This window comes from Paenibacillus sp. NPDC093718 (assembly GCF_050279985.1).
Taxonomy (GTDB): domain Bacteria; phylum Bacillota; class Bacilli; order Paenibacillales; family Paenibacillaceae; genus Paenibacillus_AQ.
In genome coordinates, this window is record NZ_JBNNUS010000009.1 from 67,668 (window position 1) to 80,438 (window position 12,771).

The 12,771-nt window shown below is 51.6% G+C and carries 13 protein-coding genes; 4 read left to right on the forward strand and 9 right to left on the reverse strand.

Translation table 11 applies throughout. The features are described from left to right. Nucleotides 1-239 precede the first annotated feature (239 nt). The gene (locus tag ACQKPA_RS24555) at nt 240-1,313 is read left to right on the forward strand and encodes a M42 family metallopeptidase (RefSeq protein WP_427495112.1); all 1,074 of its coding nucleotides are present in this window, start codon (nt 240-242) and stop codon (nt 1,311-1,313) included. Between the two features lie 73 nt (nt 1,314-1,386). On the opposite strand, the gene ACQKPA_RS24560 is transcribed toward ACQKPA_RS24555, so the two are convergent. The 7 genes from ACQKPA_RS24560 to ACQKPA_RS24590 form a co-directional block, all read right to left on the reverse strand. Beyond that, a complete protein-coding gene (locus ACQKPA_RS24560) occupies nt 1,387-2,790 on the reverse strand; it encodes an MFS transporter (RefSeq protein WP_427495113.1) in 1,404 nt (467 codons plus the stop codon). A 100-nt stretch (nt 2,791-2,890) separates the two neighbouring features. Next, nucleotides 2,891-3,553, reverse strand: a complete 663-nt coding sequence (locus ACQKPA_RS24565) for a cysteine hydrolase family protein (RefSeq protein WP_427495114.1) — start codon at nt 3,551-3,553, stop codon at nt 2,891-2,893. A 52-nt stretch (nt 3,554-3,605) separates the two neighbouring features. Then, the gene (locus tag ACQKPA_RS24570; RefSeq protein WP_427495115.1) at nt 3,606-4,649 is read right to left on the reverse strand and encodes an ABC transporter substrate-binding protein; all 1,044 of its coding nucleotides are present in this window, start codon (nt 4,647-4,649) and stop codon (nt 3,606-3,608) included. Between the two features lie 44 nt (nt 4,650-4,693). Continuing rightward, nucleotides 4,694-5,575 (reverse strand): ABC transporter permease, encoded by an 882-nt coding sequence (locus ACQKPA_RS24575; protein WP_427495116.1) that lies wholly within the window; start codon nt 5,573-5,575, stop codon nt 4,694-4,696. 31 nt (nt 5,576-5,606) lie between these two features. Then, nucleotides 5,607-6,386, reverse strand: coding sequence for an ABC transporter ATP-binding protein (locus ACQKPA_RS24580; RefSeq protein WP_427495117.1), 780 nt, complete (start codon nt 6,384-6,386; stop codon nt 5,607-5,609). A gap of 336 nt (nt 6,387-6,722) precedes the next feature. Further along, complete coding sequence (locus tag ACQKPA_RS24585) at nt 6,723-7,097, reverse strand: DUF2294 domain-containing protein (protein WP_071222867.1); 375 nt, start codon at nt 7,095-7,097, stop codon at nt 6,723-6,725. Nucleotides 7,098-7,378: 281 nt separating this feature from the next. Further along, nucleotides 7,379-8,344, reverse strand: coding sequence for an acetylxylan esterase (locus tag ACQKPA_RS24590; protein ID WP_427495118.1), 966 nt, complete (start codon nt 8,342-8,344; stop codon nt 7,379-7,381). Between the two features lie 301 nt (nt 8,345-8,645). On the opposite strand from ACQKPA_RS24590, the gene ACQKPA_RS24595 reads away from it, so the two are divergent. The 3 genes from ACQKPA_RS24595 to ACQKPA_RS24605 all read left to right on the forward strand — a co-directional run bounded on the left by ACQKPA_RS24595 (nt 8,646) and on the right by ACQKPA_RS24605 (nt 10,378). Beyond that, the gene (locus ACQKPA_RS24595) at nt 8,646-9,482 is read left to right on the forward strand and encodes a sugar phosphate isomerase/epimerase family protein (protein WP_427495119.1); all 837 of its coding nucleotides are present in this window, start codon (nt 8,646-8,648) and stop codon (nt 9,480-9,482) included. A gap of 173 nt (nt 9,483-9,655) precedes the next feature. Then, complete coding sequence (locus ACQKPA_RS24600; RefSeq protein WP_427495121.1) at nt 9,656-9,931, forward strand: hypothetical protein; 276 nt, start codon at nt 9,656-9,658, stop codon at nt 9,929-9,931. 186 nt (nt 9,932-10,117) lie between these two features. Then, nucleotides 10,118-10,378 (forward strand): hypothetical protein, encoded by a 261-nt coding sequence (locus tag ACQKPA_RS24605; RefSeq protein ID WP_427495122.1) that lies wholly within the window; start codon nt 10,118-10,120, stop codon nt 10,376-10,378. Between the two features lie 6 nt (nt 10,379-10,384). On the opposite strand, the gene ACQKPA_RS24610 is transcribed toward ACQKPA_RS24605, so the two are convergent. Together ACQKPA_RS24610 and ACQKPA_RS24615 are read right to left on the reverse strand one after the other, a co-directional pair. After that, complete coding sequence (locus ACQKPA_RS24610) at nt 10,385-10,615, reverse strand: twin-arginine translocase TatA/TatE family subunit (protein WP_427495123.1); 231 nt, start codon at nt 10,613-10,615, stop codon at nt 10,385-10,387. Between the two features lie 27 nt (nt 10,616-10,642). Continuing rightward, entirely contained in the window at nt 10,643-12,754 is a 2,112-nt protein-coding gene (locus ACQKPA_RS24615; RefSeq protein WP_427495124.1) for a glycosyl hydrolase family 28-related protein, read from the reverse strand. Nucleotides 12,755-12,771: the final 17 nt, after the last annotated feature.

Consider the following 12,771-nt stretch of genomic DNA (forward strand, 5'->3'; position numbering starts at 1 on the left):
GCATGATAGACGTTTAGCTCAATCCCATGGTGCTTCATACTCTGCCCCTTCCCTCGAACGACAAAAATTCCACTTCGTTTCTATATCGTATTCCTATCCTAAATGCAGGGTGCTTGTTTCATTTATTTTAAAATGACGTGCTCCTTAGCGGCACGGGTTTTGTAGACTTTTCAGATATATAGGGGCATACTAGAAAAGAAAAAACTCTTACATACCTTTTCTAAAGGAGCGATTTCGTAATGAATGAATCAACACTGGAATTATTTCGTACTTTGACGGAATTCCCGGCTGCACCGGGCTTTGAGAGGGAGCTTCGTTCCTGGTTGAAAAATGCCCTTTCGCCATATACAGATGAGTTCGTGCAGGATCGGCTGGGCAGTCTGTTCGCCGTTCTTCGCGGTAACGATGAAGGACCAAAAGTCATGGTGGCCGGTCATATGGATGAAGTCGGGTTCATGGTAACCGGCATAACCGAAGCGGGGATGGTCCGTTTCCAGCCGCTCGGCGGTTGGTGGAGCCAGGCCGTGCTTGCTCAGCGCCTGCAAATCATCACGGACAACGGCCCTGTCGTTGGAGTTGTAGGTTCCATCCCGACGCACCTGCTGGATGAAGCGCAGCGCAGCAAGCCCGTCGACATCAAGACCATGTATATCGATATCGGCGCCGATAACAAGGCAGAAGCGGAGTCGTTCGGCATTCGTCCCGGACTGCAAGTGGTTCCGATCTGTGAATTTACGCCGCTCGCTAACCCGAAAAAAATCATGGCTAAAGCGTGGGATAACCGTTATGGCGTTGGCCTCGCGATCGAGCTTGTCCAGGCGCTCCATGGCGAGACGCTGCCTAACACCGTTTACGCCGGCGCAACCGTTCAAGAAGAGCTCGGACTGCGCGGAGCACGTACTTCAGCCAATCTGATTCAGCCGGATATTTTCTTCGGACTGGATGCCAGCGCGGCGAACGACATGATGGGTGACAAGAGCCAGTTCGGCCAATTGGGTCAAGGCGCACTGCTTCGCATCTTCGATCCGACGATGCTGACTCACCGCGGAATGGTGGAGTACGTTCAAGATACGGCGGAGACCAACAAAATCAAATACCAATACTTCGTCTCGCCGGGCGGCACGGACGCAGGCCAAGTGCATCTTAGCGGCATCGGCGTTCCGTCCACCATCATCGGCATTTGCTCCCGCTATATTCACACATCTTCGTCCATCATCCACACGGACGACTACGAAGCTGCTAAAGAACTTCTGATCAAGCTCGTGAAAGGTTTGGACCGCACGACACTTCAGACGATTCTGGACCGCGCGTAAGCTTAATGAAAAAGGGTATCCTTACAGGTCTTGAATAGACCGCGAGGATACCCTTTTTCTCTTTTCCCTTCCGCTAAGAAGATAACGTCTCCTTATGCCTGGCAAAGCGAAACGATATGAGCATCGTTACATAAACGATGACAACCAGCGCCGTATTCAGTACAAATATCATCCGAAATCCGGTAAGCCCCCCTGCCCCTTGAGCTGGAAGCGCCAGCATAGCACCTCCCGCTGCCGTGCCAAACATCATCCCCAGATTTCGCGACAGCGCCAAAATGCTGCTGATCAGGCCGAGGTCCGTTTGGGATGTCCTGCCCATCACCAGGGAATTGTTCGGCGGCGTAATGATGCCCATGGAACCGCCGAGCAGGACGATAAGCACAATAAGAAAGAAAATCGGATATGCCGGCGATACAAAACCGAGCACGGTTAACGCTGCTGTCATGAGCAGCAGCCCGGCTGACAATAACGGGAATGTCCCCAGCTTGTCCGAAAGGCTCCCGCTCAGTGGCGAGAATATGATCAGTGACAGCGGATATCCCATCATGATCAGCCCTGCCGTGGCAGGTTCAACGAACAGCTCGCTCAGCAAAAACACGGGCAGCACAAGCTGAGCCGAGAAAGCCGCCATGTAGGTAATGATGGTGATGATGATTCCTACGCTAACGCCTGCATCCCGAAACAGGTCCAGCTTCATAAACGGGAGCTTCCCTTCCCCTGCTCGTTTCCACCGCGACGAAAGACACCACCCGATGAATGCAGCAGCTCCCGCACCGAACACGATGAACAGCACCGTAACCTGCCATGAACCCCAGCCCCACTGAGCCCCCAAATTCACGGCCGTAACCAGTCCGGTTAGAGATATCGCAAAAAAGGCAGCTCCCGGCACATCCAATCGGCTTACGACTTTTTCCGGTTCGTCCTTCGGAATGAAGCGCTGGGCGAACAGCCATGCAATCAAGGATATGGCCGTCAGCAGCCAGAAATTGCTCCGCCACGAAAACCACTGAATCAATATTCCGCCAAGGCTCGGGCCGACCATCGAGCCTGCGGCAACAAACGTGCTGATGAGCCCAAGCGCTTTACCCCGCTGCTCCTTCGGAAATACGGAGACGATCAGCGCCATATTGGTGGCCTGATACATGGCCGCCCCTACGCCTTGCAGTATTCGCGAAGATATCAATCCGTTTAACGAAGGAGACAAGGCGCAGCAGAACGCCCCAGCCATAAAGATAAAATAGCCGATATTGTGAATTTTTCGCCTGCCCAGCATGTCTCCTAGCTTTCCCATCACCGGAAGCAAAATGGAGATGACGAGCAAATAAGCGGTGACGATCCACTGGGCCGTAGGGATCGTGGAATCGAACGTTCTTGCAATATCGACAAGCGCAATGTTGAACATGCCTGCCGATAGATTGGATAGAAATGCCCCTAAGCAAATGGTATATTGGACGATCATCCTTGATCTGTTATTCATGCGGGACTCACCAGCTTTATTCGATAATTTCTGTACCGCCCATAGAAAAAGCTCTCGCTTGCGGAGAGCTTCATTCTGCTTGACCCGTTATTTTGACAAGCTAGCCGATGGCCGGTTGAGCGGCCGACATCGGTCGCAGCGGTTCCTCAGGCGTTTTATCCATCCAAATGTCGAGAAGCTGTGCTACATCAGTAACTTTCCCGAAATAGCCTTCAATATTCTCCAGCGTCATTTCATGGGCCGTTTGGGAGTACGATGCGCAAGCATCCGCTGCAAGCACGATATGATAATCCAGCATAAAACCGTCTCGGGCCGTCGATTCCACGCACACATTAGTGCTGACTCCCGTCATGATCAGGGTCTCGATCTTCAGCGTCTTCAATACCGAATCCAGCCTAGTATTTACAAATGCACTGTACCGGTGTTTATTGACAATGATATCATCCTCCTGCGGGGATAGCTCGTAAAACTCCGCTCCCCAGCTCCCCCTCCGGCATACGTTCGCCGATCGTCCCGAGGACCTGGTGGTCCAAGCGTCGGAATCCGTCGCTTTCTCATGAAGCGTCTGAATGAAAATGATGGGCACATTCAGCTCCCTGGCCGTATGAAGCAGCTTATACAGCTTCGGCATCATCGCGACCACACCGCTTACATTGCAGCCCGCTTGAGGCAACGCCCCCTCGGGATGGCAATAATCGTTTTGCACATCGACCACAATAACCGCCGCTTTGCTGCCAAGCATCAGCTGATTTAAAGATTTCATCGTGACTCTCTCCCTTTCAGGTCATGTATTTGGACATCATGCACCGTGCCGATCACTTCTTGGAATTGTTCACAAACTGCATATCCACCAGTTGATCGTAAGAATAGTCCCCTTTAAAAATCCCCGTCTCGATCATGACATCCATATCGTGCTTCAACGCCTCTTCCGAAATCATCCCGTCCAAGCTCCAAAGATTGTCGGCATAGGCCCTGTCCAGCGCAGCTTGGATCGCATCATCGGTCAACGTCGGGAATTCGGCGATCAGATTCTTCTTGGCTAGCTCCTTATCCGTCTGCACGACTTCAAGCGCTTCGATAATGGCATCCGTAAAACTTTGCACGGCTTCCGGGTCCTTCTCGATGGTAGACTTCTTCACGCTAAGAACCGAGTACGAGAAATCCCCCAGGTCATGAAACTTGTAAAACGGCTCTTCCCATACGTTCTTTGATATCCCGTCGCTGATCTGCGGCTCGGCTCCGTTCGCAATGTCAGCCGCGCCCTGTTGGACCATCGTCACCACCGTGGAGCCGTCTGCCGGCTCCAGCAGCTGCACATCCTTCTCTGGATCGAGTCCGAGCTGAATCAGGAGATAGCGGGTTAGAAGGTTGGGCGTACCGCCGTGGCGACCGGCATTAATCTTTTTCCCTTGTAAAAATGCCTTCAGGTCTTCGGGGGAATTGCTCGCAGGTGCGGTGCCTTTCTTGGCCATTAAATACACGTTCGCCCGGTTGACGACATTCACGACCGAAATGATCGGATCGGAATTGTTATTGTTAGCCAAGGCATTGGACTCCGTCCCGCCGATCACGCCCCAGGCATCCCCGCTGACCACGGCGGTTACGTGCGCTCCTCCGGCCGCTTGGATGACCTCAACATCGAGCCCTCTTTTCTCAAAGAAGCCTTCCCGCTGCGCGACGTACAGCGGCAGATAGCCTGTGGAGTGAAGCGGCTCGGCGATCACGATTTTCTTCAGCTTCCCGTCACCGGAAGCGGACGCGGTGCTGTTATCGTTTTTTTCATTGCCGCAGGCTCCAAGCAGACCGGTGACCATGAGCAGTGCGAACAGCAGTGAACGTTTCTTCATTTTTTGGTTCATATGAATTCCCCTTTTAATAGAAATAATGAGTTCGGTTATTCTGTCTATTGTTTGGTCAATCCCTTGGATAACCACTTCTCCAGCACCACCACGCCCCAATACATCACCATGGACAACAGCGACAGGACGACGACACCTACCCACACGAGGTTGATATCCAGTATCGTTCCTGCATACATAATCATCCGGCCGACGCCCTGGCTTGAAGCGATGAACTCGCCCACGATGGCACCTGCCAGCGCAAGGGCAATATTAATCCGCAAGCTGCTGATGATCCAGGGCATGGACCATGGTACGACAACCTTGGTAAAAACCTGATTCCGCTTGGCGCCCAGGGAATACATCAGCTTCTCCATATCCGGATCCACACTCTTCACGCCGCTGTATGCGGAAAGCGCCGAAACGACAACCGTCATAGAGAAAGCCAGCGCTACCTTGGAAAAAAATCCGATTCCCAGCAGTATGACGAGTACAGGTGCCAGTGCGAGCTTGGGCATCGCATTTAAAATGATCAGATACGGCTCACTGATGCCGGCATACGATCTTGACCACCAGAACGACAGTCCGAGCAGTGCGCCGAGAAAGGTTCCGAACACAAAACCGAGAATCGTCGAGCCGGATGTATACGTAATGTCCCGGAGAAGGGTTCCTTCGGTCATCTGGGTCCAGGTCGTGCGAAGAATCGCGCTGGGGCTGCTCCAATAGTAGGAATCCAGCAGGCCGATCCGGGTGAACACCTCCCATACCAGAAATACAAGTACAGCCACAGCGGCCCGCCCCCAAACGATTCGCCGGCTTCTTCGGCGCTCCAGCGCCTCTTCATCCAAGATGTACGGTACAACCTCCGGCCTTTTGGACGAACCCGCTGCAGGCTCCGCAGACGTCACGGCATGTACAATAAAAGCCTCTTTGCGTGCAGTTTCCATTCCAGTTCCCTCCTCATTTTGTTTTTATTCCCTAAGAGATTTGTTCTTCATCTTGTCCAGCTGACAGCAAATCCATGAGATGATGCTTCAGCTCCATGAAGGCCGGAGACGTCATGTCTTCCGTTTTCCGGGGACGCTCCATCGTTACGGTGATTTTGGACTTGATCCGCCCGGGTCTGGACGAGAATACGTAAATGTCATCCGACAGGTAAATCGCTTCGTCGATGTCGTGGGTGACAAACAGCACCGTCTTGCCAAAATCCTCCCAGATCTGCAGCAGCCAGTTCTGCATGGTCAGCCGAGTCTGCGCATCCAATGCGCCGAAGGGCTCGTCCAGCAAAATGATGTCCCTGTCGTAGAGCAGCGTCCGCAGCAGCGCGGCACGCTGTTTCATCCCTCCTGAAAGCTCCTTCGGATAATGCTTGTCAAAGCCCTTCAGACCGTATTTTTCCATCAAGGGCAGCGCCCTCTCCACGGCTTCGTTGTAGGGTACACCCCGGACCTCCATACCCAGAATGATGTTGTCGAGGATGGTGCGCCAAGGCAGAAGCATGTCCTTTTGCAGCATATAGCCCACATAACCGGTTGTCCCGATGATATCCTTTCCGTCAGCCGTCACTTTGCCCGTGGAGGGCGGCATCAAACCGGCGATAATGTTAAACAACGTTGACTTGCCGCAGCCGCTGGGACCGATAATGCTGACAAAACGCCCCTCCTCAATCGCCAGACTCGTCTCACGCATAGCTGCAATTTCTTCCCCGTTTCTGCGAAACCATTTGCTGACGCCCGAAATTTCAATTTTGTGAGTCATGGCCCTTCCTCCCTCTCCTTTGAGTTTTCATTTTTTTCAGAAACAACAGATATTTATTTTCAAAAGCGGATGTAACAAAAAATCGCCAGTCCAGCCCCAAGCTGCACACATGTATGTGCCTTGGTACCAAACTGACGATCGGCCCGCTTTCTACTCGAGGTTATTCAAAAAGTCATCTTTTGATCACGTAGCAGCACATGAAGCTTAATCGACATCGAATATTGAATTCAGCCGGGCCTTCCGGTGCTCACGTAGGTTTTGCCTACACTCCGCTCCTGACGTCCCTAGCTTCATCCAACCTTCTCGGTGCTGAAAACCTGACTTTTTGAACCCGCACTACAAGAGTTCCGGCATGTCGTTCAGATATGCTTCGACCTCCTTCTCCAAGAATACGATGGTACCGGAAAACTCGGTCTCTGCATCATAGTCTTTAAGAATAGAGATGATTTTAAATTGAAACTGCTGTTCCAGGGAGGCTTTAATCTCCTGCTTGAACACCTGGAATAAAAGGTGGTCCAACTGCCGGGTAGAGAGGGGGTAATTCTCATCCAGCAGTTTGAGGACGGGGACTCTACTATTTCTCGATACAATGATGATTTTATTGCCAACGAAATCGACTTTTTGCTGCTTTACACCCACGTTAAATATTTTCTTATTTATCGCGTTGTAAACCCTCAAAAGATCCTGTTTGAGTTCGCCTGCTGTCATCATGGTTCAACATCCCTTTGTGTAAATTAATATTACATTGACCGGGGTAGGTATAGGGTTTTTATCGAGTTTTTTCTGTCCTTGGGTATAATTATAGGCGAATTTGGGTAGTTGTCAATACATCAACGTCAAAAAAGATAACAAATATTTAATGTATGTTACTTTATATAACATTAATGTAACATTTTTTTTAATATGATTCGTTTGCTTCGGTCCGCTGACGCTATATATAAGAGCTGTCCTGAGCAATCGTCGAGTCCAGCCCCTTCCTCTGTCACCATGTTCTATCCCCCGTTAAAAATCCGTTCCAGGAACAAGACGCCCTCCCTCTTCTGGTACTCATTAACTTCATGGCCAGAGAAAGGATAGTCTTTTATTTCTTTTGCCGATTTCATTCGGTTGTATGCGGCATATATGGTTTCGGGCATGCAGACCGTATCCTTCCAACCGACGGACACCATGACCGGCACCTGGATTCGCGGCGCCAGATTCAGCATGTCGAAATACGAGAGATGCTCCAGGATTTGATTCAATTGCTCCGGGTAGCGCTTTATGTATTGGGCGATTTCGTTCAGCGAGCTAGCCGAATGCAGAATCCCGTAGTCCATCCTGCACATGTTGGGAATGTCGGCCACAATGGCCGCAACCTTCGGATTCAGAGCCCCTGCAAGCAGAGCCAGTCCGCCGCCCTGACTTCCGCCAATCACGGCAATTTTTTCAGGATCCACTCCGGGCTGCTGCGATGCCGCATCCACCGCCCTTACAGCATCCATTACAACTGCCATGTAATAGGAGCGACGAATATCCGTAATCCCCTGCGTCACCCAGCCCTTAACCACGCCGCTGTCCAATGGAAGCAGATTCCCCGTCTCTCCGCCCTGTCCCCTGACGTCCACGGCGAACACCGCATAACCTAGCATCAGCCAGTGAGCATACCGTTCCGGAAATCCACGGTCTCCGGAATAACCCGGGAAGGTTACAATACACGGTCGAGGCTTCTCGTCCGAAGAAGGTTTAGCGGGAGTTATATACCAAGCATGGATGGACGTATCATCATAACCATGATAAGTGACCTTGGATACTTCCATATAGCGATACGGCGTCGCTTCCGGTTGACTAACCATGTTGAGCGGTTTATCATCATACGACTTCAATGTTTCCTCCCAAAATCGATTCAAAACCTGCACGTCGATCGTGGGCTCCGGATACAAGTTACCAAGCTCTTTCTTACGCTGATCAATGGTATTCATTCTGAGTTTAAATCTCCTTTTCGCGAGTAAAGTGGAAGTTCATATGACATGGTTATTTCTGCAAAGCATACGTAATCCCCTTCGAAACGGTAGGAATTCATGGCGGTTTATTACAAATCCTTCTCACAATAACAAATCGGCAGCGGCCATCAATCGCTATCTTTCTCAAAAAAATAAAAAGCGATCATAGATTTATAGAGTGGAACATATCATAATAGAAACTATGAAAACCAATGGGTTGATATAAACGAAGACCCGCCTCTAGCAACCCGACATCTTATAGCGAATGGAGACGATGAATATGCTGCAAGGTTTAACAAGCGCAGGACTCGGAAAACTTGAAAGCGATTTACAGTTTATCGAACTCGCGGCCAAATACGATTTCCAATGCATCGATATCGATGCCAAAGGTCTTGTAGACCGCCTTGGCGTAGAGGCGGCAGCCGATATGCTGAAGTCCCGCCAACTGGAGATTGGGGCAATCGGCCTTCCCGTAGAATGGAGAGGAACGGACGAGCAGTTCCTAAACGGCCTCGAGAAACTCCCGGCAGCTGCGGCAGCCGCCAAGGCTCTCGGCTGCACACGCTGCTGTACATACATTCTTCCTTCCACCGATGCGCCCGCTGCTCATTTCATGGCGCTGGCCACCACCAGACTGCGGACATGTGTCAGCATTTTGGGGGCATACGGAATTCGATTGGCCTTGGAGTTCGTAGGACCGCATCATCTGCGCACCCACTGGAAGAACCCGTTCATCTGGACGGTACAAGAAACTTTGGATTGGATCGATGCCATCGGGGAGCCGAATGTCGGGCTGCTGTATGATGCATATCACTGGTACACCAATGAGATGACGGTCGCGGATATCCGGCAGCTGCGCGCTGAACAAATCGTTCATGTTCATATTAACGATGCCAAGAACATACCCGTGGGAGATGTGCTTGATAACGACCGGCTTTATCCGGGTGAAGGCGTAATTAATCTGCCGGGGTTCCTTCAGGCTCTGAATTATATCGGCTATGCAGGCCCGGTGACACAAGAAATATTAACTCCTTCCACGCCGACCGGGACCCCTGAAGATTTGGTTGCTAAATCACGGCGAGCCTTCGACAGCGTATTCGGTGCTGCTGGGCTGTAGTAGAGGATCCAGGCATACTGGGAGCGGTTAACTGACTGGCGGATACTCAGGGGCGGCAAAGTGTCATGGCGTGCTGTTTATATGATGAAGCTGCGACACATAACGGAATGATTCCACCTGTACAAGGAAACACTGAAATGGTAGGTTAAGTACCTTTTCAGGAGGTTTCAGGTATGAACGGATTTGAGAAGGAAGAACGGGATAACTTTACGGATCTATCCACCGTTGAGTCACAGCGAAACGATTTAACCGCGGAGGAATTCCCGGAGGGACCTTACGGTTCCGATCTCCGCAGCGATTCCCTAGGAAAGAGCACCCCATGGCGCAAGGATCAGCGGCCTCCGAATCGCTTCGATTACGAAAACAGGGGTCTGCACAAAGAGATGAAGCGCGATTATCCTTCGGAAGACCAGATCTTGCAAACCGAGTTGGACAAAGATGAATCCTGACCCGCTCATGTCGCTTAAATCCCCCTCTTTATCCTTTAATAGGACAAGGAGGGGGATTTTTTGCCAAAAACAGTCGCTGCAAGAACGCATACCGCCTCTTCAATATACATAAAATGGCATAAGAAAACCTGATTCGACGTGCCTTGATAGGGAGGCGAGGTGGACACCTTGTAGGAGGGGATCTGAATGCCTAGCCTGAAGCGTAAAGATGACTTTGTCGTTTATGTCGTAACATTGTCCAATATGAAACGGTACTTCTCGATTGAATTCATCGGAGGGACATGCGGTTACATTATCGGTCAAAGGGGACTGCATTCCGACATCTTTGGTATGCTGGGCAGCATGGCGGCACCCATGGCTATCCGGGCCGTGCTCCAATGGCAGGCACCTAAACCGAAGCGAGCCACTTCCCGGAAGAGGCATGCACTTTTGTTCCTTCTACATTAACACGCTTTACAAGTTCTGCTGCTGCTTCCCATCTTCCCCTACGGCATCAGCGCCTGCCTTGGGAGCAGCATCGGAACCAGACGTTTCTTCTTCCAGCATCTCTTTGCTGCCTCTCCGGAACTCCTTGATCGTTGTTCCGAACGCCCTTGCCAATCGGGGTAGCTTGGACGGTCCAAACAACAACAGACCGATCAGAACCAATACAGCCAGACCTGTAAATCCGATATTCAACGGCATAACATCAGCCTCCTTTAGCCTCTTTATTCACACTAGTCCATAAGCCTGCTCGTAGAAATTTCCCCTTACGGAAATGACTAGGCTTGCCGTTCCGCCGTTTTCCTTGGGAAGCGCGGTAAGCAAACTCGCGGCTGGCCCGTCCCCGCTCCGAAGCTCCAGCTTGAGGACATTGGAATAGTTTTTCATCCGGTAAGGAACATTCTGGGACGCGTAGGCGGCTGGCCGAATCCAAAGCGCGGTATCCGAGGTCCTGTTCAAGGTCACTGCGGCTTCTGCCTCCTGATAATCCGGGTGATTGTCGATGGCTGCAGCCGTAAACAAGGCATATTTGCTTTGGAATGCTTTCTCACCCAGAAACATCCCTTTGGAAAAATCATCGCTTCCCGTTCCGCCGGGAAGCGGAACGGGCGTCCAGGACCGGTAATCCCATGATGCCTCCTGAACAGCGTAGCGGAAGAGCGCCTCCACATCGAAGGAGCGTGCCGTCGACGGCTGCATCGCTCCCGCCTTCGTCAGCCGATGTTCAATGACTCCGTTATTATTTCGGAGCTCCACCTGAAAATGGTATTCCCTTAGATGGATATGCCCGAGCCTCCGCATTCCCGGAACAATCAATGCGCCCTGACAGTGCTCAATTTCCTGAAACTCCGTTTTTGAGCGATTGTATGGAAACTCACAGTTAATGAGCCGGGGGAGAACCGTGTATTGGCTCGCCCTTACCGGTCCGCTTTCCGCCCGGCAATTGATGAAAGTCGGCCTGATGACCCGATCCAGCACGATGGAAGCACTTTCCCGCGTCTGGATGGAGCAGTTGACGAATCTCGGATTGTTGATCCGGTAAGGAACACCGCTTCCGATGAAGCCGTCAATTTTAATCGGTGTGCTGTCCGGTTCGATCCGGCTCTCCCAGCCTGGGGCAAACCCGTTGGAATGATGATCCGTACCGGAAAAAAAGGAGTCGGACACAAGCAAATGCGATAATCCGAACTGTCCCTCGGACCGGGCATCGTCAATGGGAGGGGTAAAGCCTGCCGCATCCGGTGGATTGCCTTCGTCACCGCCCAGAACGGCGAGCCCGATTTTGCCCTGAAACAGGCAATCTTTAATGGTGGCATATTCAATGGAGCCGTATTCCGCGGTTGCCGATAACCGCCCCGATGCATCCAGTAACACCCCCGCTTTCTGCCAGTAGCCGACAACAGAGACACGATCCAGCTTCACGTGGGTAGCATTATCAATCCACAGCCCAACATCGAACAGAGCATGTTCATCCGTAAGCTGGGTCGTAATGTTCCCTAGTGCATCACGAATTTTGAAGTGGGACAGGATCTTAATGTCGGACAGCTGGGTACCGTCAGCATCGGCATCCAGCTTCACGGCGCAGGTGAAATCCCGAAAATCGTCCCGGTTACTGGAATACGTCCGGGAACCGTTTCCCGTAAACATAAGGACCGTGCCGTTCTCCATATCCAGGATGCTATCCGGGACCTCATTGCGCCTTTGGCCAAAAGCATACCACGAGGATGCGCCGCTTCCGCAGACAAACGTATTACGGGGGATGATCAGCGTATCGGTCAATCGAAAAACCCCCGGCGGGAAAAACAATCTTTTTCCTCTGGCTGCTTCCAGAGCCGAACGAACCGCTTCCGTATCGTCGGACATTCCGTCGCCTATAGCACCAAACCATGCAACGTTAACGCTTCCGTCATGCAGCCGCTTAAAACGGGCACCCGCAGCCGATGCAACGACTGTTCCGGTATTATCGGGAGAAGAGGTATCTGCAGGATCATATATGAAGTGTCCCTCCTGTCCCGGGTCCGTAACGAAATAAATCAACGCCTCTTCCGGCTCCTCCATACCCCGGAGTTCAGCCAAGGTAACGGCAATGACATATTTCATGTTCATTAACAACGGCGGTTTGATTTTGTCATCGTCTCCATATACGGCATCGGTTACAGCCGGGGCGCCTTGACCAAAAGCCGTTCTCGCTAATGGGCCTTTCAGAAAATGCTCGGCTGCCAATGCGGCTCCCGCAAATCCGATGGCGGACAGCATACTGCGCCTGCTCATCGGACGCTCTATCAGCGGCTGCTGCGTATGTTCACCTTGGACTTCTTCACTTTCATGCCGACTGCTCATGATCGATCCCTCCATCC